The 23632-nt window shown below is 41.3% G+C and carries 24 protein-coding genes; 9 read left to right on the top strand and 15 right to left on the bottom strand.

Features of this window, described 5'->3' with window-relative positions; all coding sequences use genetic code 11:
• Positions 1-2 precede the first annotated feature (2 nt).
• The 3 genes from albA (at position 3) to KSK55_RS15365 (ending at position 1457) form a co-directional block, all read left to right on the top strand.
• Entirely contained in the window at positions 3-278 is a 276-nt protein-coding gene (albA, locus tag KSK55_RS15375) for a DNA-binding protein Alba (RefSeq protein ID WP_214421343.1), read from the top strand.
• A gap of 61 nt (positions 279-339) precedes the next feature.
• Positions 340-777, top strand: a complete 438-nt coding sequence (locus tag KSK55_RS15370; protein WP_214421049.1) for a hypothetical protein — start codon at positions 340-342, stop codon at positions 775-777.
• Between the two features lie 17 nt (positions 778-794).
• A complete protein-coding gene (locus KSK55_RS15365; protein WP_214421048.1) occupies positions 795-1457 on the top strand; it encodes a MarC family protein in 663 nt (220 codons plus the stop codon).
• A 9-nt stretch (positions 1458-1466) separates the two neighbouring features.
• On the opposite strand, the gene KSK55_RS15360 is transcribed toward KSK55_RS15365, so the two are convergent.
• Positions 1467-1697, bottom strand: a complete 231-nt coding sequence (locus KSK55_RS15360) for a HypC/HybG/HupF family hydrogenase formation chaperone (protein WP_214421047.1) — start codon at positions 1695-1697, stop codon at positions 1467-1469.
• A 102-nt stretch (positions 1698-1799) separates the two neighbouring features.
• On the opposite strand from KSK55_RS15360, the gene KSK55_RS15355 reads away from it, so the two are divergent.
• Complete coding sequence (locus tag KSK55_RS15355) at positions 1800-2786, top strand: YbgA family protein (protein ID WP_218607563.1); 987 nt, start codon at positions 1800-1802, stop codon at positions 2784-2786.
• 19 nt (positions 2787-2805) lie between these two features.
• Here the strand turns inward: KSK55_RS15355 and KSK55_RS15350 are convergent, their stop codons facing one another.
• The 14 genes from KSK55_RS15350 to KSK55_RS15285 form a co-directional block, all read right to left on the bottom strand.
• Positions 2806-3306 (bottom strand): FHA domain-containing protein, encoded by a 501-nt coding sequence (locus KSK55_RS15350; protein WP_218607562.1) that lies wholly within the window; start codon positions 3304-3306, stop codon positions 2806-2808.
• 16 nt (positions 3307-3322) lie between these two features.
• Positions 3323-4342, bottom strand: coding sequence for an AAA family ATPase (locus KSK55_RS15345; protein ID WP_218607561.1), 1020 nt, complete (start codon positions 4340-4342; stop codon positions 3323-3325).
• A gap of 134 nt (positions 4343-4476) precedes the next feature.
• Positions 4477-5115 carry a hypothetical protein gene (locus KSK55_RS15340; RefSeq protein ID WP_218607560.1) on the bottom strand — a complete coding sequence of 213 codons (639 nt, stop codon included), beginning with the start codon at positions 5113-5115 and terminating at the stop codon, positions 4477-4479.
• Positions 5116-5261: 146 nt separating this feature from the next.
• A complete protein-coding gene (locus KSK55_RS15335; RefSeq protein ID WP_218607559.1) occupies positions 5262-7865 on the bottom strand; it encodes a serine/threonine-protein kinase in 2604 nt (867 codons plus the stop codon).
• 50 nt (positions 7866-7915) lie between these two features.
• On the bottom strand, positions 7916-9523 hold the full coding sequence (locus KSK55_RS15330; RefSeq protein ID WP_218607558.1) for a hypothetical protein: 1608 nt from the start codon (positions 9521-9523) through the stop codon (positions 7916-7918).
• Complete coding sequence (locus KSK55_RS15325) at positions 9523-10317, bottom strand: PP2C family protein-serine/threonine phosphatase (protein WP_214421041.1); 795 nt, start codon at positions 10315-10317, stop codon at positions 9523-9525. Before KSK55_RS15325 ends, KSK55_RS15330 begins: the two co-directional genes overlap by 1 nt.
• A gap of 121 nt (positions 10318-10438) precedes the next feature.
• The gene (locus tag KSK55_RS15320; protein WP_218607557.1) at positions 10439-12682 is read right to left on the bottom strand and encodes an efflux RND transporter permease subunit; all 2244 of its coding nucleotides are present in this window, start codon (positions 12680-12682) and stop codon (positions 10439-10441) included.
• Positions 12683-12694: 12 nt separating this feature from the next.
• Positions 12695-14155 (bottom strand): COG1361 S-layer family protein, encoded by a 1461-nt coding sequence (locus KSK55_RS15315; RefSeq protein ID WP_256664054.1) that lies wholly within the window; start codon positions 14153-14155, stop codon positions 12695-12697.
• Positions 14156-14236: 81 nt separating this feature from the next.
• Positions 14237-14680 (bottom strand): MarR family winged helix-turn-helix transcriptional regulator, encoded by a 444-nt coding sequence (locus tag KSK55_RS15310; RefSeq protein WP_218607556.1) that lies wholly within the window; start codon positions 14678-14680, stop codon positions 14237-14239.
• 157 nt (positions 14681-14837) lie between these two features.
• On the bottom strand, positions 14838-15284 hold the full coding sequence (locus KSK55_RS15305; protein WP_214421037.1) for a MarR family winged helix-turn-helix transcriptional regulator: 447 nt from the start codon (positions 15282-15284) through the stop codon (positions 14838-14840).
• Positions 15285-15434: 150 nt separating this feature from the next.
• Entirely contained in the window at positions 15435-16613 is a 1179-nt protein-coding gene (locus tag KSK55_RS15300) for a radical SAM/SPASM domain-containing protein (RefSeq protein WP_218607555.1), read from the bottom strand.
• Entirely contained in the window at positions 16610-17095 is a 486-nt protein-coding gene (ahbB, locus tag KSK55_RS15295) for a siroheme decarboxylase subunit beta (protein ID WP_218607554.1), read from the bottom strand. The genes KSK55_RS15300 and ahbB overlap by 4 nt, the downstream gene beginning before the upstream one ends.
• Positions 17082-17576, bottom strand: a complete 495-nt coding sequence (locus tag KSK55_RS15290; RefSeq protein WP_218607553.1) for an Lrp/AsnC family transcriptional regulator — start codon at positions 17574-17576, stop codon at positions 17082-17084. Before KSK55_RS15290 ends, ahbB begins: the two co-directional genes overlap by 14 nt.
• Before the next feature lie 3 nt (positions 17577-17579).
• On the bottom strand, positions 17580-18674 hold the full coding sequence (locus KSK55_RS15285) for a radical SAM/SPASM domain-containing protein (RefSeq protein WP_256664053.1): 1095 nt from the start codon (positions 18672-18674) through the stop codon (positions 17580-17582).
• A gap of 192 nt (positions 18675-18866) precedes the next feature.
• Between KSK55_RS15285 and KSK55_RS15280 the strand changes: the two genes are divergently transcribed.
• From KSK55_RS15280 to KSK55_RS15260, 5 genes are all read left to right on the top strand, one after another.
• A complete protein-coding gene (locus KSK55_RS15280; RefSeq protein WP_218607552.1) occupies positions 18867-19127 on the top strand; it encodes an AbrB/MazE/SpoVT family DNA-binding domain-containing protein in 261 nt (86 codons plus the stop codon).
• Positions 19128-19149: 22 nt separating this feature from the next.
• Positions 19150-19536: a type II toxin-antitoxin system VapC family toxin gene (locus tag KSK55_RS16770; RefSeq protein ID WP_218608968.1), complete on the top strand. Its 387-nt coding sequence runs from the start codon at positions 19150-19152 to the stop codon at positions 19534-19536.
• The gene (locus KSK55_RS15270; RefSeq protein ID WP_218607551.1) at positions 19488-20609 is read left to right on the top strand and encodes a DUF2117 domain-containing protein; all 1122 of its coding nucleotides are present in this window, start codon (positions 19488-19490) and stop codon (positions 20607-20609) included. The genes KSK55_RS16770 and KSK55_RS15270 overlap by 49 nt, the downstream gene beginning before the upstream one ends.
• A gap of 151 nt (positions 20610-20760) precedes the next feature.
• The gene (locus KSK55_RS15265; protein WP_218607550.1) at positions 20761-21963 is read left to right on the top strand and encodes a hypothetical protein; all 1203 of its coding nucleotides are present in this window, start codon (positions 20761-20763) and stop codon (positions 21961-21963) included.
• 243 nt (positions 21964-22206) lie between these two features.
• A complete protein-coding gene (locus KSK55_RS15260; protein WP_218607549.1) occupies positions 22207-23484 on the top strand; it encodes a tetratricopeptide repeat protein in 1278 nt (425 codons plus the stop codon).
• Positions 23485-23632: the final 148 nt, after the last annotated feature.

The raw sequence follows: 23632 nt of genomic DNA, 5'->3' as shown, positions 1-23632 counted from the left end.
GCATGCAGGACGACAACACCGTTTTTGTGGGAAATAAACCAGTCATGAACTATGTTCTGGCGGTTGTCACCCAGTTTAACAACGGAGCAGAAGAAGTAACCGTAAAAGCCAGGGGAAAGGCAATATCCCGGGCAGTGGATACCACAGAAATAGCGCTGAACAGGTTTTTACTGGATGTGGAGAAAAAATCCATCTTCACATCTACTGAAGAGGTAGACACGGAAAGTGGTAAAACCCATGTCTCTTCAATAGAAATCACCTTAATCTCCAGAAAATAATCCCAGTCAAATTTTCTCTCTGACAAAAGAATTTAAACATCTTCTGTTAAACCTTTTAAGAATGAAGTTCGGTCTGGTGATGCTGATCGGGTGTGTCCTGATCCTGGTGTCCCAGTCATATGCCGCGGAAACAGAACCTGAAGGATATCTCCAGATCAAATCTGTTTCGATATCATTGATGCCCGGGTATGCAGATGTTCATGTAGAATATGTGCTGGAAGATGCATTCAGGCTAATTGCATTTATGTTTGGGGAAAATGATATCAAGTCCAGGCTTCTGCAAAAACTTGCGTTCTCCAATGTCTCCATAATCTCAATGAACTACACTGCTGCAGACCTGAAGGTGTATGATGTACAGCCGGTTTATGGCGACGGACTCTACTGGTTCCCTGCCCACACATTTGGATGTGAAATTCCAAAAGTCGTGATTAGCACCAATCTATCTCGTGAAATGTATGAGAATGTCAGTTCTCTGGAAAATGGAGTTGTGTATTACTAAAATACATAAAAAGAACCATGGCTGCTGATTTCATCAGTTTTTCACTTTTTGCACTCTCATCTATCCTGATAGTTGTAAATCCACTCGGGGCACTGCTTGTCTATAATTCTATTACAGAATTTATGGACTCAAAGGATAAACGCCGGGTCGCAGCTTACGGGTGTCGGATAGCTGGGCTAGTTCTCATATTTTTTACCTTGTTAGGATCAACGCTTCTTTCTCTGTTTGGTATCACCATAAGCGCATTCACTATTGCCGGAGGCGTCCTGCTTTTTGGTATTGGTATGGAAATGGTCTATGCACGGACATCACGGGCAAAAGTAACTGCGACTGAAAAATATGAGAGCATCGATGCAGACGATATTTCATCAATGCCACTTGCATTTCCAATGATATCCGGACCAGGAACAATAACCACGGTCATTGTTCTCTCTAAAGATGCTCCCATACTGTCACAACCGATAGAACTGGGTATCATTCTGGGATCAGTAATCCTGACTTTGATAATCACCTACCTGGTGCTTGTCTCATCTGAGCAGATAACAAAGCGTGTTGGACAGCGTGAATACCGGGTAGTAAACCGGTTGATGGGAATTATGTTGATGGCAATAGCTGTTCAGTTTATCATCAACGGAATCTCACAAGCTTTTCCGATGTTAACCGGGACAGGAATTACCTGAAAAAATTTTTTACGCAGTCTCTTCCATCGCTGCATAACATTGCCGGAAGAGCTCCCTGGTTTCCAGAGCTTCATCACGGTTCACTTTCTGGATAGCAAATCCTACATGAACCAGAACAAAATCTCCAACAGCGACATCCACCAGATCAATCCGTATATCCTGCCTGAGGCTGCCAAAGTCTACAAGAGCGGTATTATCGTTGCGGATTTCTATTATTTCAGCGGGTATTGCGATACACATGTCGATTAATCCTCGTGCCCGGAGGTATACAGTCCGGGTGATAATGATAGTTTTGTAATCCGATTCCTATATACCTGTGTGAAGGATATTCACTGATACGACATGCAGAAAAAAAGGAAATTTTCTAAACCCAAGGTTGTCATCAGCAGATGTATAGAGCATGATCCGGTCAGATATAACGGAGATATGATATCCAGTCCGGAGGTTGCTGCGATGAAATCAGTAATAGAATTTATTCCAGTCTGTCCTGAAGTTGAAATTGGACTTGGGATTCCGAGAAGCAGTATCAGGATAGTCCGGACATCTGAAGGAGATCGACTCATCCAACCGACAACCGAAAGAGATCTGACAGATGTTATGAATGCATTTTCAGATTCATTCTTTGATTTTTTATCAGGAGTTGACGGATTTATCCTTAAAAACAAATCTCCAACTTCAGGGATTTCAAATGTTAATATCTACCCCACGAGCGGGAAATCACACCCTATTGAAAAAGGGCCTGGCTTTTTTGGTGGGAAAGTACTGATCAGGTATCTTCATTACCCGATAGAAGATGAAGGGCGGATCCGAAACCAGCGAATACGTGAACATTTTCTTACCCGGATTTTCATGCTCTCTGACCTTCGAAAAGCTGAAAACACCGGGACCATCAAATCCCTGGTGCAATTTCATACAGACAATAAACTATTACTGACGTCATATAGTCAGGCAAAACTCAAATTGCTCGGACAGATTGTTGCAAATCCTGATAAAAATAATCCAGAGAATACCTTTGTAGATTATCGAAATATTCTCCTTCAGGCAACACGACTCCCTCCCCGCTTTACCGCCCAAATCAATGTCCTGCTTCATGCAATTGGATATTTAAGCAAAGAATTAAACCATGAAGAAAAATCATATTTCCTAGATCAGATAGAGGCATATCGCCGAGGTGTTCTTCCTCTCACTGCTCTTCGCATCATGCTCCAAACATGGCTTATAACACATCCTTCAGAGTATCTGAAAAATCAGACCTGGTTTGCCCCTTACCCGGATGTACTCGGAACATTGCCCCCAGAGGAGATTGAACGGGGACGGGAGATGTATTAAAAAAAGTTTTCACATCCAATTACATTGTCTGGACCGTAAACGTGCAGTTCGATGAAAAAGAAACAGTATCTCCATCTTTTATCTCATACCATTTATCCGCTGAAATCTTCTTTCCCAGGATATACGTACCATTTGTAGAGTTTTCGTCACGGATGAGCCATTTGCCATTGAAATATTTGAATGTTGCATGCTGGCGGGAGACACCATTATATTGTTGTAGAAGTGTTCTGCCAACAGCATCTCTGCCAACTGTATCTCCGTGATGTACGGTGATCGTCACACCGGGGGACATTGATAGCGTCAGAGGTGTTACTTCCCTGATGGTTCGTCCTTCCTCAAATCCGAGATTCGCAAACCTCCTGTCAGGAGGTTTTTTAACGATTCCCTTTCCATCCATTTGCCGGATTGTTTTTCTTTCAACCGGTTTTTTACCTGAAATATCTGAGAAACATCGCATACAGATCATTTCAGTGGCAGGATTCGCCATCCCACAGGTATCGCAAATTTTTTGAAGCACCATGATAGTATTCCTGGCATCACACCCTGGAGAGGGTAACCTCCCATCCTGATTCACTATCTGAGATATGAGATATTATTACTTTTTCATTCGGTTCAAATCTCTCTTCAATCAACTGTTTTGAGAGAGGGCTTACCAACATCTCTTCAAGCCGTTGATTGATACTTATTCCCCCACGAAAGAGATTCTGGCAACAATAATTTTCAACATTCGTTCTGACTTCAGGGCTCAATGTTACCATGAGATGATATTTAGCATATATCTTTTTTAAGACATCATTCAACATTGAATCTAGAATCCTCTTTGCCGCTTTATCCTTTATACCTCTAAATATTATAGTATTGCCTCGAACTAACTGGGAAAAATCAAAACTCATGTGTTCTTCAAAAAACTGTGCAATGATTTCAGAAGCCATCTGTTCTTTTGTCTGATATTCTTTGATAGTCTCTTCTGTCACTTTTCCTTGTTTATATGCATCAGGACAACATCCATGCAGCCGGATAGTACATATAACCAGGCAGCCCGAAAAATCAATGATGGTTCCATCTTCTGTCTGTAATTCACCTTCTCGAATAATCAGATTCAAAAGGTGCATTACTTTCCTGGATGCTGATTCAATGTTATCAAAGACCACGATTGAATAGGGATTACGTCGGACTTTTGCAAGAACACTGCCATTCTCAATTGAAGCATTCACGAGAAAGTGCTTCCCTGCATCATTATCCTGATAATCACTCATGTTTACCATTATCAAATCACCAGCTGTCCCTAGGAGAAGATCTTTTAGTGCATGGATAAGGGCAGTTTTGCCAACTCCCTCGTGACCCGCAAGAATGAAAAAACCTCGTGGTTGGGAATATTTTTGAGAATGAATCGTGTGAGTCAGACCAAGATAGGACTGGCTTAAAAGACTACATATTCGTTTTATTGCATGAGTCTGTCCAAAAACACGATTATTCAAGAACTCTTCGGCACCTTCTACCAGTTTATTATGTACTGTCTTCCAAAAATTTTCAGATGGTCCACAGGTATACTGCACTACTGCTTCTGGAAGATCTGATACTGATATAACATCACGTCTGACAAGTGAGATGAGAGATATCAGTTCATTTGCCTGAAAATTGTGTGTCTTCTTTATAAGGAGTGATAGTGACTCTTCCTTCTCGTTATCACCTAAAGACTCAAATAATGGCAGGTTTTTGTCAAAGACTCAAGGAGCACCCTTCGTGAATGAAAATTTGGTTTTGGAACAATTATCTCTCGGAATTTAGTGTTATCATGGATATACCATGAAGGGAGGGGAGCATCCCGGCTATGTATCCAGATAATGAGATTAAACCTGGGATATGAACTGCCGGCTAACAAACGAGGCTCTGCATCCTGACAGAGAGAGAAAAGATGATACAGGAATGTATCAGATGAAACGAATTCGTCCCATGGTCGTGATACCTGATTTAATATGATTGCAGAATATGCAGTCCGGTTTTCCACACTTTTCCTGATAATTTCAATGGTTCTTTCAAGTGAAGGTGGCTCCGTTTTTTCTGCCGATAAGACATCTCCAAGCACTGCATGAATGGTGTCAGGATCCCCATGCATATGCGAAAATCCTACAAAAGGCTCGAAGGTTAAAATGATATCATATCCTTCTCTGACCAGGATAGTCCGAATGTAATCTTTTAGACGCAGAGTCGTAATTATGCCATCAAGGTCCACCGGATACACGTCAAGTATGTTTCCGGTGAAAGAAAACTGTGGAGTAACTGAAAGAAACCTGACAAACTCCATACTCCATTTTGGAAGATTACTCATATAGGCTCCAATAAAATATTCCGGATAATCCTAACTCCTGATGGCAATGAAAAATTGCGACAGTTAATAGTGATACTTATAATTACCTGGCATTTAAACCTTCATAAAATTTTTCAAAAAGCAAAAAAATGAAGTGAATATCTCTTTCAATGAGTTTTTATACCCGAAATTGACTGCATTTTGAGAGCCCATGAATTCTCCGGATCAATTGTTAGAATTTTCGAAAGCCACTGCTTTGCTTCAGTCTTAATCCCCCTTTTCAGAGAGATATAGGCTTTTATCCGTAATGCTTCAACGATGGTTTCATCTTTTTCAAGCACCTTTGAAATGCAGGTATTTGCCTCACCATATTTTCCCATCTTGAGAAGACACCTGGCAGCTTTTACACAGCCCATATAATTATCCGGATGGTTTTCACAGATGAGATCAAAACATATAAGTGCTTCTTCAATTCGATCAATAGCGTAGAGAGAGTCCCCTTTATGCAATAGGGCTTTCACATTCCCTGGATATGTTTTCAGTATGGTATCACATATCTCGATTGTTTCCCAGTACCTTTTTTGTTTAAAGTATATTCGCGCCATTCCGATCCGCGGAAGTGGCTGGACAAAATGCTGTTCTGGAACTTCATTGTACTTCTCTTCAGCAACAGAAAGGTTTCTACTTTCTTCAGATTGTTCTCCCAAAATCCATGTCATCAGGGGATCGTCGGCAGTATGGATCGAACGATGGGAAAAACAAAACTCTGCTTCATGGCTGCGTTTTATTTTCAGAAGGCTCAGTCCTCTCATAGCCCAACCATGAGCACCCATTTTATCCATCTCGATGATTCGTTCAGAGAGTGAAAGAGTGAGAGAAAAGTTATCTTCCTCATAGAATTGGAGGTATTTTTTCTTCCAGAAGGTGATGGTTTCATTCCATGGATCTGAAGAGATGAAGATGAGGTTTTTTTCAAATTCACGAGTCAATGAAGAATAGAATCTGAAACGCTGAATTCCTATCCTTTTATTAAAAAGAAGAGTTAAAACACGGATATCCAGATTGTAAGCTTTCTTGAGAAGCATTTTTCCGGTTTTTGGATCCTGCAATTCTTCAAACGCTGATGCAAGTGCTACGAGGAGATCAGGTTCTATGACCTGAGCAGATAATGCATGATTTGCCGCGGTTATCATATCTTTTTTACATTCTTCAGCATCTGATTTCGCAGATAACCTGATAAAATTGTGATAGATAGAAATAATTGAGATTACTGACTTTGCACTCCATTCAGTAGGAATTCCTGCAACCTCTCGTTCATGGAGAATCTTTGCATACTGGAAGAGACGTTTCCTCTCGTTCGTCCCACGTGGGTTACTTTTAATCCAGGTAAAAAGACGTGTGAAAAAAATACTTTTTACTTCCTGTTTAGTAATATCAAGGAATCTGTTATACATCGCCTCAATATCACCAGAGAAAAGAAGTGAAAGTATTTTTTCTTCATATTCATCCTGTTCTCGGTTTAGAGAACGACCCAGGAACCAGACAAGGTTCGTGATATCGATTACTTTTCCATACAGGGTAAAAGGAATATCCTTGTTTAATTCAGCAGCGATGTATACGAGTCGCTCATCTTCGTCTGGACAGGTTTCATTATATTTCGAGATTATGACGGCTTTGTTATACTGTTCGGTTGCCTCAAGCCACCTGAGTAGATACCCCCGCCCAATGTGGCGTTTTGCATCTTCCCATGAGGCTGGATCGCCGATGAATGCATACATCAGATCATGCAGGCTATAATAATTCTCATCATGGAACTCGTATGGTTTTGATATTCCCTGTCGTCCGATATGCTCCTCTTCATAAAATACCGGGATATTTCGCTTCCCTGAAAGCCATAACGAAACTTCACGTTTTCCCCATCGCTTTTTTGGATTTCGCGTCAGAAGGCCTTTTAGCAAAATGAGGCGATCCGGGTGTATCTGCTCAGAAAGAACAATTCCTCGTGAAGCCAGGGTTGAGAGAATAAGATTATGATTCAGTCCCTCGAATGGGTGTTTTTTTTCTGTTATCTCAAGTGCGATAATCCCAAGAGCCCAATAATCTGATTCGCGTCCTACAACATTACCCAGTTGTTCAGGCGCCCAGTACATCGGGGTTCCTTTCGTGCTGGTAATGTGCCGTGATAACTCTGTGTCAAGCAGGGTAGAAATACCAAAGTCAGTAAGAATAAGATTTAATGGGCGTAACTCTCGAATTAATATATTTGAAGGTTTTAAATCAAGATGTAAAACATTATTTTTGTGCAGGGTGTCCAGACCAAATGCAATCTCTTCAATTATAGATTTAAATGTGGCATTACTAATTGATTGTTTTTGAACGAGATCGCGAAGAGAACCATACCGAGCATATTCTAAAATCTCGTACCATCGTTCCGATTCTTCATCAAATCCATAGTCAATAATCTTAATCAGATTTTTTGGATTACGTAAAGAAATGTGGCTGACCTGATCTAAAACATCAATTTTGGGTTCAATACCAAGTCGATAATGTTTTAGAATATAATAGACCCTGTCCTTTTGAATGAGCCATATATCTGCTTCTCCTCCGGTTGCAGGAAATTGTTTGATAATTCGGTAGGATCTAAAAAAACGTTGTTCGTCTGATGATATAACCTCATGATGAACCGGTTTTGATGGTTCTGTATGATCCTTTAGACCGTCCCGTAATGTTGTTCCTCTTTTATCAGGATGGTCCATTTCTTTTGGGATCATACGACACTATGGATACCATGTATAGGATCGAATAAGAATTAAGGTATGTGCTAAGAAATGTAGTCATCAGTCAGGAGATCAAACCGCGTTACCTGATGGATCGGCACTTCTTCCGGTTTTTTTCGAAGACGCTCAATTAACACAATGTTCTCATCTTTTAGTTCATTGGTGAGAGAATCAAAATCATCACTCCAGGCTTTGGAAGATGTGACATCATTCTCTTGGATAAGATCAGGATCAAATTCATTCAGATCAAGCCCATCGACAACTCTCACCATTCTGAAGACGAGTTCATCTAGCGGATTTATTGAAATCATCACCGAATAATGAGGAAGAGGAGTTCCTATCTCGATACTGGCTTTTCGAAATGCATCACGGAGATGGTTCATTTTTTTCAGATGAACCCGATACCCCATTACCTGAAGATGATTGTTTAGAGCCATAATTACACGATCCCACTCATCATCAGATAGCGATTTTCTTTTTTTCTGGAGAAAATATGTATCGTATTGTCTTCTGATAACAGCGAGTTCCCGGAGTTCAGGGAAGGGATCATGAAAGAGGATCATGGCTGCATCAAGTAAAGCTCCGGCATCTGGATCAACCGAAAGAGATTGAATCATCTCATCAAGCTCCTGCCGTATTACTGTTTTTTCAGGGATTTTTTCTTTGAGCAGTCCATATTCAAGCTGTAGATTATCTCGCTGTAATGCTAATCGTTCGGACGGAAGATCTTTATCTACTGGCTCATAATCATCGTCTTCTGTATTATCATAATCTAAAAACCTGATTCGTCCATGAAAAAAATCCGCTTCAAGGACTAAAAGATCTTTTGATGCTTCTTTTGTTATAAGGACTTTATTTAGACTTGTTTCAATATCGGATTTTTTTAAATCGCCTATATCTGTATGTTCAAATCCAGATATCTGGTGTGAAAATGCAGAGATACGGGCATCTATCTCATTTAATTGTGTTTCCTGAAGGTTGACATCACCATGACCGAAAATCTTGGAAATCTCTTTTGTGAAAGAATGAATTATCTCCAGATCCTGCATAGAAACTTGTTTTAACTCTAGTGAAGCAAGCTCCTTCTTTAGCTCATTTATCCGGTTGTGTATAAGCGGACGCTTCTGTCTGCTGGTATGGTAAAGAAGTGCAAGTTCAGGTATGAGTGTTTTATATTGTAGTATCCTGTCGGATAATGATTCTACATCTGATATCCTCATTACTTTTTGAGAAAAAGCAACATATTGCTGATTATCAACACTCATGAGGTGCTCATCAGATAGACCAGAAAGGTATCTTTGTATCTCATTCAGATATGTCTCTTCCATGAGTTTAATCTCATGTTCTTCTAAAAGGATCTGAACAAGCACTATTTTGAACCGCTCTGCTTTTCTAAATAGTGATTCCATCGCCTTTCGAGCAGAATCTGGTGTTTTCCAGGTTATTGGATCTTTTTTTAGAAAAGATTCTCCCCTTTTTATAAGATCATCATATAATCTGGTGATCTTTGGAGTTTTTTGAGTGAGCGAATCATATCTCCTGCTCACACCCGATAGTAAATCCTGAACCCTTTTTTCAATCCATGAAAATGACTGCCCAGTATCATCATCAGAATGAACCAGGCTGACTTCAACAACAATCAGAGAACTCATTATGACTGACTTTGTGTGGTTGAGAGAAGGATAGCCGTAACATTGTCTGATGCCTGGCGGGCAAGGGCGGCAACCAGAACCTTCTCGCAGAATGCATATCCGGGATACTTCTCAAATATCATCTCCAGTTCATCCTGTGAGAAACATTCCCATATCCCATCAGAACATATGAAAAAAAGATCCTGATCCCGAAGAGAAATTGATTTAAACCAGACATGGATAGAATCTTTTATTCCATCGCCAGAAATAGAGGATGTAACGATATTTTTCCGTGGGTGATACCGCATCTCGTCCTCGGTAATTACTCCTTCTTCAAGAAGATGCTGAACGACAGAATGATCCTTCGTTATCCGTTCAAAGAATTTTCCATTAATCCTATATACCCTGCAATCCCCGATATTAAAAATAAGTGCTTTATCATCATGAATAATAAGCCCTGCAAGAGTACAGCCAAGATTTGATGCTTCTGGATATTTTTCCACGTACATTTCCAGTTGTTCTTTCGCTCCATATGCAACAGAGGAGAAGGTCTCTTCATCAGTTATTTCCGAGAAATGATCTCGAAGATGTGTCAGGATAACTTGACTTGCCACTTCACCCTTTTGTTCCCCTCCGATACCATCTGCAACACAAAAGATTGCATGTGTAACATCTCCATGAAATGATTCAGGAATTTTCATGGATAGATTGGATATGAGCGTGTTTAAAACCAACAACCCATCTTCGTTATTTGACCTGGTTCCTCCTTTATTGGTGAAAAAGGAGGCTTCAATCCGCTGTTTTATTGTATGCATACCCTATATGAGCATCGCGTTTGAAAGAGATATATCCTACCTCTCTACTCATTTAATACACTACCATAGATTATTCAGAAAATGATCGTTAAAAACTGAATTCTGTGAAAAAAACAGAAAATTATGGTTTATGAGGGATATGAAGAACTTCTTCTTCAATCTTTTCAACCCCATGAACAATCTGATCAATGAAGGATAATATTGCTGGCATCACCACAATCGCTCCAATCAATGAAAATGCAAGAGCGATGATCGTTGTCAGGCCAAAATTACTGATGATTGGAAAGGTAGCAAAGAGTAATGCTGAAAATCCAAAGAACGTAGCAAGCCCTGAAACCAGAATAGCAGATCCAATCTTTCTGACACTATTTTTAATCGCTTCAATAGGATCAGGGGTAACCTCCCGCTCTTCAAGGTACCGTTCCATCACAAGAATTGTCCACTCCGCAGCAATACCAATAGTCATGGACCCAAGACATGCTGTCATAGGATTATAATCAATCCCAAATACGTACATTGCAACGCCGTTCCATCCAACAATGGCAATAATCGGAACAATTGGAGAAACAGCATTTACATTCCGGTATACAACAATCAGAAAGACGACGATAAACAGGAATCCCAGGTAGATCATAAGTTCCTTACTGTCAACAAGCTCCGGTACAAGGGTAGAGAAGAGTTCAAATGAACCCGTAATATGAGCCTGAACCCCTGGTGGGGGCGTGATAAAGACAAGATCCCCTTCAATCTGCTTCTTTATACTTGTCATCTGGTCGGTCTCGAGATCAACCGTCGAGATCTGAATGACAGTTTCCATCCTGCCATTGACAAATTGTTCCTTCTGAGTATCCGGAATTTTATCTAAAACAGTGTTTAATTCACTCTGTGTCCGGGGCATTACTCCATCATTATAGAGTAAAATATAATCCACAATGCTTGAAACACCAATTATTTTAGACTTGGTCTCTTTTTCAAACTCAGAGAATGTTTGTATCCATTGAATGGTATCAAGCGAGAGAACATCTGACCCAGTAATAAGAAGAGGAATTGATGTCGTAGATCCCAATACGCGGGTTACCTTCTCCATATTCACTTTTGCAGGCATATCTGACGGCACAAAGGTATTTTCATCAGTACTGACCGGTATCATCGTATCAGCCTGAATACCTATGATTGCAACGAATAATACCACCATCAGAATGGGAACCGGGCGTTTTGCTATCCAGACCGCTGTCTTTGAAAGTCCATTATCAATAGTATCTGCCATCTTTGAGGTTCCATGGCCTTTTGGTTTATATTGAATAAGAACTGCGATGAGAGGGATGCCAACTAATGATGTCAGATAACAGAACATAACTCCGATAATGCTAACCAGGCCAAATCCCTGAATCATCGGAACCGGAGAGACATACATGGCTGCAAATCCGATTGCTGTTGCAAACATAGCATACATAACTGCCGGCCCAGTCTTGGTTATGGTTGTTGTTATGGCTTCAGAGAGTGGATGATCTCTTGCTTCTTCTTCAAGTCGCGAGTGAATCTGAATCGCATAGTCTATACCAAGACCTAATAGGACTGGAAATGCAGCCATCACGGTCATACTGATCTGAATACCAAAAAGACCCATAAATCCGAAGGTCAGCAAAAGACCAACTGCTACCATCAGAATAGGTAAAAACCGGTGGTTGACATAACTAAAGAGAAGACTGAGCACGATAACCATGAGAATGAGAGCTGCACCGATGAGGATTCCCATTGATTTGCTCATCTCCTGCTTCATCTGTTGTTGAAATGCAGCCTGACCGGAAATATGGATAGAAACACCAGGAGGTATACTGGTACTGTCAATGAATGATTGGATATTATTCAGAGCAACTGTCTTCCGGTCATCTGAAAGACCTGGCTGAAGAGTTATCTGAACAAGGGTCATAAGCTGGGATGGAACCAGTTTACTCAGGATGGTGTCTGGAATTTTTGATTTGACCTCTTTTATTTCCTGTGAAGATGATGGAATCGTTCCATTATGAAGAGGTTTTATCACATCAACAATACTGGTTACAGAATTAACATACTGGTGGTGTTGTAAAGACGGAGTTATGGTATTCAGATAATTCAAAACCTGTGGGCTTGTTGAATCATCACATTCCAAGATCAGGATCACCGATTCTTTCTCAAAAGTATCGGTATAATGTTCCAACATAATCCCCCGTGGAGATGTTATGTCAGTATAAGTAGCGTTCCCCGTGGCCATTGACAGCATCGTCATCCCAAAAAGGGACACAACCATCATCACCAGGACTACCTTTGATACAAGTCCTGGTTTGTGAACTATCAGATTTGCCAGACCAGAAAAAATAGAATTCATAAGGTTACACCCTTATTTCGTCGGCATGGCCTTCCGATTCGTATATACGTAATATCCAGCCCCAAGAATTATCATGAGCAGTACAGCTATGACAATGGGATTTCCTAGCAGGGCTCCAATACCTTCTTTCTCTACAATTGTCACTGGTATTTTAATGGTATCAGATATCTGACTGTCATCCAGAGCGTCCCGGTATTTTACTTCTGAGTCAAGACCATATGATTTGACTGTAGCATCACTTCCAACAGATACCTTAAAGTGTGCAATCCCGGTCTCTCCTGGTTTGAGGTCTCCAATATATGCAAGATCATCGTCACTGGTGAATGGATCCACTGCACTTAATCTGGCTTCTGCGCCAAACACTGGAACAGATCCATCATTCCTGTATGCAACCTCGAGAATAACTTTTTGTCCAGGTCTAATCTCTGCTGGAGGATTGGTTATGGTGAATGTTACTTTAGATCCAACCGGAATGCCAAACTTTTGAACGGGAGTATCAACGGTTTCTCCATCTGCATTCTCATAGGTAACGAGCAGGCTCAGGGGATATTGTTGGGGCTCAGCATCTTCTGATACCGAAACCTTAAACTTTGCCTGCATGGTATCATCCGGATTAAATTCTCCCAAAAACACATTACTGTCTACCGGAATGATCGGAGAATTTTCATCACGAACCAATTTAGCAACTGCTTTTTTACCTGCATCTGTACCGGTGTTTTTTAAAGTCAGTGTAATATAACCAGAGCTTCCAGCACTGATGCTATCTGATTGAATATCAACAATGTCAAGATTAATTGCAGATTTTACTACAAAAGGTAGGATTTTTTCGTCTTTCTTGTTGATATACCGATAAACTATGCTATCGGTTCCAACCTGTTCTGAATTTCCAAGATAGGTGTAGTCAAGAACAATCGGCACATTATATGTTCCGGCTCGTGCCTCATCAGGAATCCGAATCTCAAAAGTTGCCGGAACACTTTCTGAGCTATCAACGTCACCAATCATTTGTGAATCGGATTTTACAAGGATCGGACAGTCTCCTGGATGAAGCGTTACGGTAACCATCTTTGCCGTACTTGGATTGTCATCTGTTTCAACAATTCCTGACTGCACAAATTTCATCTGATTTAATCCGGAGTTCTGGACCATAACCGTTAAAGGAACAGATGTACCTGGAGTAAATTCATTATTTCCGTCTATACTGACAGAAAGGTCCGGAGATCCTGACATGTATTTTGTTCCTGCTAAAACAGGGGTTGTAATACACGCAGAGAGCACCATGAGAGTTGTCAAAATGAGTAAGAAGTTCCAGCCAATTGAAATACAAGTTCTTCCAGTTTTTTGATGTGAATCCGATAAAGATACCTGCTTTTCTGGTATCAATGAATGAGAATTATTTGTCATAGTGTTTGCCCCAACGGTCCAAAAATCAGGAGAACCGTTTTTATCCGGTTTTTCAAGGGTTTTATCCAAATAACTCCTGACATCTCATCTCATTGCATGTTTTGTAGAAGGATGAACGATTGCTATGGGATGAGTTTTTGGTAGTCGGAATTAATGAATTTTTGAGACTACTCCTGTGAGATCTTTCCCAGATGTGCAGAGAATTTGCAGGTCAGACTCCTGAAGACCTGATATCAGGCATTTTAACTGTTTCCGAATTCGATTTCTGATGGATAGCAGTTTTTCTCGTCCTTTTTCAGAGATACTGACATTGATGACACGACGATCATGGGGGTTATAATGCCTTTCAACAAGATTTTCCTGGACAAGAGATTCTACGAGAGAAGTCATATAAGGCCTGGATATGTAAAGCATTTTTCCCAATGTTGACATGGGAAGCATAGGAGTGTTATGCAACTGGATTAGGAGGCGAAATTGTGCTACTTGTATTCCGGTTAACTCCTCGTACTCTGCCTTGAAGAGTTTTTCATGGTAAAATTCCATCAGATCTATCAGAACATCTAAGGCCTGATCCTGTGTAGTCTCATTCTTCATTCCGTTCTACATGAACATATATCTATTCAGTAAATAAATAGTTTTCTTAATGAACAATTATTTTATTGAATAGTGCATAAAAAGTATCACCCTCCAAAAAACAATCAAAAATAAATGAAACTTATTTTAGAAAAGAATAGAAAAAACAGCAAAAAAACTACCGGATTAGGTATTTCTTGTAGACTTCAATAATCTGTGTCGCTGCCGATTCAAGCACATCAAGATCTGATTGCTTTATCCGTTGGATCTGATTTCGAAGGTTTTCAGCCATAAGCACCCGTATCTCCCGTAATTTTTCACGTCCGGCATCAGTTATGGCAATATTTATAATTCGTCGATCATGGGGATCAGACAGACGCTGCACATACCCATCTTTGATGAGAGAATCAACAAGAACAGTCATGTATGGTTTTGAGATATACATCATCTTTCCAAGATTGGTCATACTTTCCATGGGAAACTGACAGAGATAATAAAGAAGCCGATACTGTGCCTCTTGTATACCTGATAAAAAGGGGCGGGTATTTCGAGTAAACTGATCAATTCCAATCTCCAATAGTTCAATCAGTTTTTCAGCAACCATCTCATGATTCTGGGTGGACATGTATCAATCTTCTGTATTTATTCATATTCTTCACCGATAATTCTTTTCGGAAAAACTAGATTTTTATAAAAGCTGATTCAGATTTCACTCCTTCTTTTAAGAACCTTCACTATCAGCGGAAAAGAATGGTTGAATTAAGAGAACCAAAAACTACCTTTTTATTAAACAGAACGGATCATCAGCATAAAAATCACCGGACTGCCAGTATGCCCTGACCCGGCATCCTCCCCCGCAGAGGTCAAGGTATGAACAGGATCGGCACTTTCCGGTCAGATGTTCCTTTTTTTCTCTGAACATTTTCAGGACCGGATTTTCAGAGTCGTTCCAGAGTTTGGAGAAAGGGTATTCCCGTATTGAACCGATTCGAAACTCTGGTAATTGTGCAAACTGGCATGGATAGATCTCCCCGGTCTCGGTCACATTTGCCACCCTTATACCAGCACTGCATCCTCCTTTCATGGAGGCAACAAGATTTTTTGCTTCAGGCAGATCCTCATAACCGGAATTTTCCATCCACTCAAGCAGATGTATTGCATCCTGCGGTCCGTCAACCGTCAGAAATTCCATAACCGATGATTCCGTTTTTTGTGCATACTGTTGCAATAGGTCAAGGACAGCACATACCTCGTCTCTGGTCAGCTGGAGGGCATCATATGATGCAGCACCCCGTCCGGATGGAACCAGCCAGTATACACAGAACCTGCATGCTCCAATCTGAAGAGCAAGGTCAATCAGGTCACCGAGTTCATGCATATTCTCACGAGTCAGGGTGACTCTGACACCACACCTGATCCCAGCCTCCTGGCAATATGAAAATGCCTGGACTGATTTTTCAAAGGCTCCCGAAGAATTTCTGAATCGGTCATGAGTCTCTGCCCGTGCCCCATCAAGTGAGATGCCTACATAGCCGATTCCGGATTCCTTGATCTTTTTCACAATCTCCGGAGTGATTAGAGTTCCATTTGTGCTGATAGCCGTTTTAATACCAATATCACGGGCATAGGATGCAAGTTCCCAGATGTCATCCCTCATCAGGGGTTCTCCACCGGTAAGCAGAAGAACCGGGACACGAAGTTCCCTACAGTCATCAAGAAAGGATAATGCCTCTTTCGTTGACAACTCATCTTCCGTTCCCCGGTCTCTTCCTGATGCATTGTAACAGTGTTCACAGGAGAGGTTACATCTCCGGGTCAGGTTCCAGAAGACAACGGGCCGGAGAGTTGGAGAATAGGCAAGATATTCCGGCCTAATCTCATCAGTCTTCCCCTCTCCGGCCATCATAGAGCTGACGGTTCCTTTACCATGCAGACATTGAGTAATTCGGTTCATATTACACAATCTAGGTCATCGACCCGGGTATGGGGTGTTCTTTTATATTCATCTGTACTGAAAAGGATAATAAAGTCATGATATCCGGTTTTTTCTGCAATCATTCTGATCTCCTGGATGACCTGTTCATGGGACCATCCGTGATGAACCGTATAGAGTGAATATTCCCATCGTCCGGGAACAATTGACCGTTGATAACAATGGGTAATACCGGGGAGTGCTGCAAGAGCTTTTCCTGCATTATCTGTTTCTTCCTCCGGGATTTTCCATCCGACCAGGGCATTTGCAATTATACCCACACTTCGCTGGTTTATCCGTGCCCTTACCCGCCTGATAACACCTGCCTGTTTGAGGTTTTCAATTCTTTGTATAACCTCTTCCCCGGTCATTCCAATTCGTTCTCCGATAATTGAATAGGGATGAGATTGTAGTGGGATTCCCTTTTCAAGTTCACGAAGAAGTATCTGATCAAAACTGTCCATGAAAGCCCCCGTGAAAATCAAGGAGTGGAAATGTTACATTTATTTTATACCGCTTTATGGTGATGAGGTTAAGATATGCATCAGGTGGTATTACAGTCTTTTCAAGGATCTCCCGAATTATCTCATCTATCCGGTCAGATGAGGCAGCTGCAATAGTAAACCAGAGGTTATACTCATGCTCCCGCCTGAAGTTATGGGATACCTCAGGGTACTCATTCACAATGGCTGCAATTTCAGTTATTCGTCTTTCTGGAACCCGGAGTGCTATAAGCGTTGATGCCATTTGACCTCTTTTTCCTGATTCAAAGGTTGGAACAATCCCCCGGATAATCCCAGAATCTGCAAGGCGGTTTACCCTTTTTTGCACCTCTTCTCCAGACATTCCCACCGCTCTTCCTATTACTTCCCATGGATCAGGGACCAGAGGAAAGTCGTCCTGGAGGGTATCAAGAATCCGAAGGTCCATATCATCCAGAGTCATTTCTCATCCCCTCTTTGGCTGATAAGGACAGAGTGGATCTTCGGCACAAAGTTCTCCTTCGATATCCTTTGGCCTGACCAGACTTCCACAGCTCTGAACCATAGTGCCGTATTCAGAAAATGCCCTGGCCCGGCACCCACCACAGATGGTCTTATATTCACAGATCCCGCATTTTCCCTGGAGCCGGTTATAATCCCTGAGGGCCTGGAACACTTCAGATCCTGCCCAGAGTTCAGACAGGGGTGTTTCCCGGAGGTTACCCGCAATGGCCGGAAGGTAGGGGCAGGGCGTCACATCACCGTTTGCATAGATTCGACAATAGGTGATTCCTGCAAGACAGCCCCGTCCCCACCGGGGATGAGTAACTCCCAATTCTTCTGCAACCCGACGGAACTGGGGGATGCAAGTGGGGCGAAGGGAAATGGGATCATCTGCATACCGGCGGATGATGTACTTCAGCAGTTCCTCGTAGGTCCCATATCGTTCATAGTTCTCCTGCATTGACCGTCCAGTTGGAACCGGGATGAAGATCTGGTAGGTATGGACACCGAGTTCTTTTCCCAGAGCCACAACCAGGTCAAGTTCAACGGGATCAGGTTTTATTATGGTCATATTAATCTGAACCCCGATCCCCTCCCCGACACAGGACCGGATGGCATTGACTGCCCTATTCCATGCTCCCGGAGATCCCCGGAATGAATCATGGACGACGGGATCGGCAGAGTCAATACTGAATGCTACACTGGAAATACCAGATTTCTTCAGGTTTTGAATAGTCTTTTCATCAAAGAGATATCCGCTTGTTCCCATTGCCATCTTTAGGCCAAGTCCGGTTCCATACCGAGCTATCTCGAAGATATCTTCCCGCATCATCGGCTCTCCCCCGCTCAGTATTACAACCGGGTTTCCGGTCGCTTTAATCTGATCAAGGATGTCAAATGCTTCAGTAGTTGAGAGCGGGTCTGACACATCACGAGTCCCGGCATCAGAATAGCAATGTGGGCATTTGAGCGGACATCGGATGGTAAGGTTCCATGAAATGATCCGGAGTGGTGGAGTAATTGAATGGCCCATTCGTGAGTATATTTCGATGTGCATTTGTTTAATGAGTTGTTATTACTCCTCAACCTGATTACAATGGTAAAAACAAATGACTGGGTTAAATTAGATGGTGGCCGGATAAGTGAATATTGGGGTAGTTTTTATGAATGGACCCGTGACTTCAGCTGGAGGTAATCACTCATTATTGATATATTTATCATATTATAGAATAAATTCCTGCAAGGTGGTATGAATTTCTTCAATACGTTCTCTTGGAGAAAAGGGTCAGGTTGTTATCCCAAAAAAAATCGGGATCAGTTCAATTTAAAACCTGGAGTTCATCTGGAGTTTTCTATTGATGATGGAAAGATCGTGATAAGCCCACATTATTCTGAATCATTTCTTGAAGATTTTTGTTCAATTGTTAAAGATAAGCTGAAAAAACCAATCAAATTCAAAGATATCATCGAAAAAGAGAATGTAGAGAGAATAAATTATGATCTATCTTGATTCAAATGTCTTTCTGTAAGCGATCCTGTATGATGAAAATTCTTATCCTCAAGTTCATCAGTCTAAACAAATATTAAATGACATCATAAACCATAATGTCCAGGCTTGTACATCAATTCTTACCTGGGACGAAATTGTTTTTGTTGTCAGGAAAAAAATTGGCATAGATGAATCCATTCGTGCAGGGGAAAAATTTCTTTCATTCCCTAATATGAGGTTAATAGAGCCAGATCATGAAATATTAACGATAGCACAGGATTTTATCACTACGTATAAAATTCGGCCAAGGGATGCAATTCACGCTGCCTCTGCTTATCATTACGAGGCGAAAGCATTTTTTTCTGATGATTCTGACTTTGATTGTATGAAAGAAATCCAGAGGGTGAACCTTCAAGATTATTCACAATAATACCTCATAATTGGTTTCAAGGAGGCCTTTTTATCCCGACTCACGATCTCACCCTCATCTTTCACGGAGCCGATGTCTTTGACTATGGCGATGCAGCCAGACTCATCTCCCTCCTTCACCCACGGTTATCACTCGTTGCCGGAGTCATGGCACGGACAGCTGCTGAAGAATCCGGGCTTTTAGTTACCTATGACGGAAGAAGACCCAGCGAAATCCTTGCTGAATCCCCGTTAGATCAGGTTGTTCTCATCCACCGGGCAAAAACCAATGCTTCTGCTCACCGGTTCGGGTCTCTCATCCACTCCCACCTCAAAGATCGGGGGCTCATTCTTATCGATCCCGGAACCTGCCAGATCTTTACCTGGGAACCTGGCGATCCCTCTCTCTCAACATGGCTGTCAGAGATAACCGGATATCCGGTCGTTTCTGGAAACTATCACGATATCAGTCCTCCTGATACACGAGTTATCGGTGGTTGTCTTCCTGGTGAACCAGTTTTTGTAAACGGGATTATTATCGGGTATGCAACTAGTGAAGAAGCGATTATCTCTCTTCAGAATGGGACTATTCAGGCAGTATCCGGGATTGACCTCAAAGATCACGGAGTCGAAAAACTCGTACGGTTTGGATGCCCGGATGTATCGAAAGCCTGGTGCAAGAGTGGAAATATCAGGATATCACGACCAAAGAAAGGTACCCGAAACGTGCAAAAAGGACATGTCGTCGTCATTGATCACGCTGCCATGTCCTGTTTTAGAGCGTTTAATCCTGAAATATGCGGTTTAGTCACAATCGGGGATGATACGACCTCAATCTGTGGTCATATCGGGTGTTTCCGGGGTATTCCGGTTCTTGGGATTACCGATGGGGACATTGATGGGATTGTGCCGGAAGGATATGCACCAGGCAGTGTGGTCTTGCAGGCTGTCAGGGAGCGGGATGACGACCTGGGAATTGAAATTGCCGGAAAAGTTCCGAATGAACCGGTGGATTGGGATACCTGGGTAGAAGAGATTATTCTGGAACTTGGGGACCGGGTACGGGTGGTGCATCGGGAACCTCATGATAAATAACGTATTTCGTTTTACCATATAAAGAAAAAGATATGCCGGGAAGAATACTTTGAAAAGATGGGGACATATTAGAATCTGCAAAAGATTCATGAAATTCATACAAACTTACATGAATGTGGTAGAGATATACTTCAAACCTTGATCTGCATACATGAAAAAAAATAATGAAGTAAAAATTCCTCTTGAGGTGATTTTTCTCCTGGCTTGTGGCGTATTGATGTTTGTCCTTGGTATTGTGTTGTTATTCGTGGCAAGAGGATTTTTGCCTTATTATCAACATGGAATATATGGTCTCCTTCTCATAATCTGTGGCCTGCATTTGCAAATATTGGGGAAAACACCTGTTAGACATACTTTGAGAACTTGGCCGGTACTAGCTTTTGGTAGTATCGTAACAATCATAGGTTTTGTATCAATTTTTGTCCCCGGGATACTCGGTGATATTCCAAAGATACTTGTAATAATCCTTTACGGAGTAGGAGGAATTTTACTGCTTTTGAATATTTTTCTTTCAAATGATATGTACCAATTATGGAAAACACATGGAAAGAAGGTATACAGCCACCTGATCTACAGATATGCAACAGTCTACATTATTACATCTTTCATAGTAATAACGACAATAATCCAGATATTTTTACCAAAGATAATTCATATAGAATTATTTGCAGTCTTCTTTCTTTTATTTGGCATTAATCTCTTCTATCTTGCATATAATCTGCAAAAACCAGGGCAAATTTCCACTGAATCTACTATACCTATTTCCCATTCGTGTATGTCGCTGAGAACAGTAATGGAGATGCAGTACGGATTTTTTATGCTCGTGAGTGGGTCTCTGTTGGTTCTAAAATCTATAGGATTAATACCATTTGCGTATAGTGCCCAGATGGGTACGCTAGTACTTTTATTGGGTGTTCAAGCACTGGTCGTCGGTGATATGCTCACATTACAATTCGATCGAAACTGGCTAATTATCTTAATTGGGATTATATTTGTTGCATTCGGCACCATTACGATCATAGTTCCGGATATTTTTATAATCTATCTGGCTCTTTTCATCTCACTTTTTAATATAATGGGGGGCTTTTACCTGCTCTATCACCTCCTCAGACCAAGATCAAAGTCGGAAAAAGAAGTCTGTAAACAAGAGGGTAATGATATCCTGATATTAATCTTTTTAGTACTCCTAGCAATTCTTACCGGCATCCTTATGATCCTTATCGGAATATCATTACTCATTTTTGACCAGATTCCGGTCCTTAATTTTGCAATTATTCTGGCATTTTTTGGGCTGACATTATTTGTCCTTTTTTATGTAAGATCAATTGCAGAGAAAAAACAGCTAATTGGTTAAAAAATGGGCATTTTCACTCTTTATCGAAAATACAAGGTTTTGAGAGATACCGTCTCATAATAAATATCCATCGTTTCATTTGTTAACCCTGGAAAATTTTGAAAAGGGGTTAAAATATTATACAATATTTCTTTCCCGTTTTTCGAATATTTTACTCGGCTTTCGAGTTATTGGGATAAGGGCCTATCTGGTGAATTGATACTAAATGGGAATACATAATAACTTACACAGGAATATGGTAGTATGTTAGGGGAAAAACCAGTTCTAATCTTTATTATCTGCTTTTTTCTAATTATATGCAGCCCTGTATCTTCTGCAGGCATTCCCTTTACCGGAAATCATACCTTTGATAATCTTCAGGAACTTATCGCAGACATACCTGATGAGTCAACATACCTGACCGACTATCAGCAAGGAATCAACAAAACACTCTCTGATGTCTCCTCGTCATTAACTCTGGGAAAAACCGCCCTCAAAGCCTCAAATGCATCTGAAGCAGAGCGTCAGTTCTCCTTTGTGATCCAGAAATCCCCCTCCTCCGTTCCTGCATGGAAAGGGCTCTTTGTATCGCTTGTTCTGCAGGAAAAGTACGATGAACTGTTCAATAAAACACAAGAACGAATCAACCTGTCACCCTATGATGACTGGGTCTGGATTGAACGGGGAAGAGTCGAACAGGAGAAGAACAAAATCCCTGAGTCATTACAATCCTTCAACAAAGCCCTTGCCCTGAATTCAAAGAACGTGTTTGCCCATTATTACTCAGCATGGAGTCATCAGGGATTAAAGCAGAATCAGAATGCAATTAAGGCCTTTGAAAAGGTAAAAGTACTCTCTCCCCAGTATGGTGGAGTTGATGGAAATATCGGATTTTTATATCTGGGAATGAACGAATACGAAAAAGCACTCCCCTATCTTGAAAACGCCCTGGTTTGGTACCCTGATTGGGCAGAAGCACGGCGATCAAAAGCCATGATTCTCTACCATCTGGGTGAGAAAGAAGAGGCATTAGCGGCATTTGATGAGGCCATCAGCCTGAATCCTGAATATTCCAATACCTATCTCTCTAAAGCTGAAGCGCTCAGGGATATGGAGCGGTACACAGAAGCACTCGTCCCGGTAGAAACCGGTCTTTCGTTTGAGAAGAATAATACTGATCTCCTGATGATGAAAGGGGACATTCTCATGGACTTAAACAGGTTTGATGAGGCACATGGGATTTTTGAGAACGTCACTACGATCTATGAGATGGATCCAGACCGGAAAAACAATGTATTTAACGGACTCTACTCCTGGTGGGCACGGGGTTATAGCAAAGAACAACTTGGGGAAACCGTGGAAGCGAAATCAACATATTCCACAGCATTAACTGAGTTAGAGCCTTATATGAACTCCCAGAGTTCCGGAGACCAATGGCATCTGAAGAGTAAGATCCTGACCGGCCTTGGTGAATATCTCCAGGCTGAGGTTGCAGAGAAGAAGGCACAGGAACTTGGATATAACGAACAATATTATCTCTAACTCTCCTCTAATTTTTTCCGATTGGGAAATCCTTAGCCCAATCAGGAGTATCCAGAAACAAATTTTCATTATTCACATGATTCACCTAATTTCCCATTATTCTCCCTTCCGGTTCTCTGGCAAATATTGCTGCAGGATCTTATAAATG

It is taken from the genome of Methanospirillum hungatei (assembly GCF_019263745.1).
Classification (GTDB): domain Archaea; phylum Halobacteriota; class Methanomicrobia; order Methanomicrobiales; family Methanospirillaceae; genus Methanospirillum; species Methanospirillum purgamenti.
This window is presented reverse-complemented; position numbering and strand designations above follow the sequence as displayed.

Bases quoted from the DNA above. Each gene is read 5' to 3' on its own strand.
- albA (WP_214421343.1), top strand. From the start codon at position 3: ATGCAGGACGACAACACCGTTTTTGTGGGAAATAAACCAGTCATGAAC.
- KSK55_RS15330 (WP_218607558.1), bottom strand. From the start codon at position 9,523: ATGAGTTCTCTGATTGTTGTTGAAGTCAGCCTGGTTCATTCTGATGAT.
- KSK55_RS15320 (WP_218607557.1), bottom strand. From the start codon at position 12,682: ATGAATTCTATTTTTTCTGGTCTGGCAAATCTGATAGTTCACAAACCA.
- KSK55_RS15260 (WP_218607549.1), top strand. From the start codon at position 22,207: ATGTTAGGGGAAAAACCAGTTCTAATCTTTATTATCTGCTTTTTTCTA.
- KSK55_RS15350 (WP_218607562.1), bottom strand. From the start codon at position 3,306: ATGGTGCTTCAAAAAATTTGCGATACCTGTGGGATGGCGAATCCTGCC.
- ahbB (WP_218607554.1), bottom strand. From the start codon at position 17,095: ATGGACAGTTTTGATCAGATACTTCTTCGTGAACTTGAAAAGGGAATC.
- KSK55_RS15305 (WP_214421037.1), bottom strand. From the start codon at position 15,284: ATGTCCACCCAGAATCATGAGATGGTTGCTGAAAAACTGATTGAACTA.
- KSK55_RS15285 (WP_256664053.1), bottom strand. From the start codon at position 18,674: ATGCACATCGAAATATACTCACGAATGGGCCATTCAATTACTCCACCA.
- KSK55_RS15365 (WP_214421048.1), top strand. From the start codon at position 795: ATGGCTGCTGATTTCATCAGTTTTTCACTTTTTGCACTCTCATCTATC.
- KSK55_RS15280 (WP_218607552.1), top strand. From the start codon at position 18,867: ATGAATTTCTTCAATACGTTCTCTTGGAGAAAAGGGTCAGGTTGTTAT.
- KSK55_RS15360 (WP_214421047.1), bottom strand. From the start codon at position 1,697: ATGTGTATCGCAATACCCGCTGAAATAATAGAAATCCGCAACGATAAT.
- KSK55_RS15340 (WP_218607560.1), bottom strand. From the start codon at position 5,115: ATGAGTAATCTTCCAAAATGGAGTATGGAGTTTGTCAGGTTTCTTTCA.
- KSK55_RS15310 (WP_218607556.1), bottom strand. From the start codon at position 14,680: ATGAAGAATGAGACTACACAGGATCAGGCCTTAGATGTTCTGATAGAT.
- KSK55_RS15370 (WP_214421049.1), top strand. From the start codon at position 340: ATGAAGTTCGGTCTGGTGATGCTGATCGGGTGTGTCCTGATCCTGGTG.
- KSK55_RS15265 (WP_218607550.1), top strand. From the start codon at position 20,761: ATGAAAAAAAATAATGAAGTAAAAATTCCTCTTGAGGTGATTTTTCTC.
- KSK55_RS15335 (WP_218607559.1), bottom strand. From the start codon at position 7,865: ATGATCCCAAAAGAAATGGACCATCCTGATAAAAGAGGAACAACATTA.
- KSK55_RS15325 (WP_214421041.1), bottom strand. From the start codon at position 10,317: ATGCATACAATAAAACAGCGGATTGAAGCCTCCTTTTTCACCAATAAA.
- KSK55_RS15290 (WP_218607553.1), bottom strand. From the start codon at position 17,576: ATGACTCTGGATGATATGGACCTTCGGATTCTTGATACCCTCCAGGAC.
- KSK55_RS15300 (WP_218607555.1), bottom strand. From the start codon at position 16,613: ATGAACCGAATTACTCAATGTCTGCATGGTAAAGGAACCGTCAGCTCT.
- KSK55_RS15355 (WP_218607563.1), top strand. From the start codon at position 1,800: ATGCAGAAAAAAAGGAAATTTTCTAAACCCAAGGTTGTCATCAGCAGA.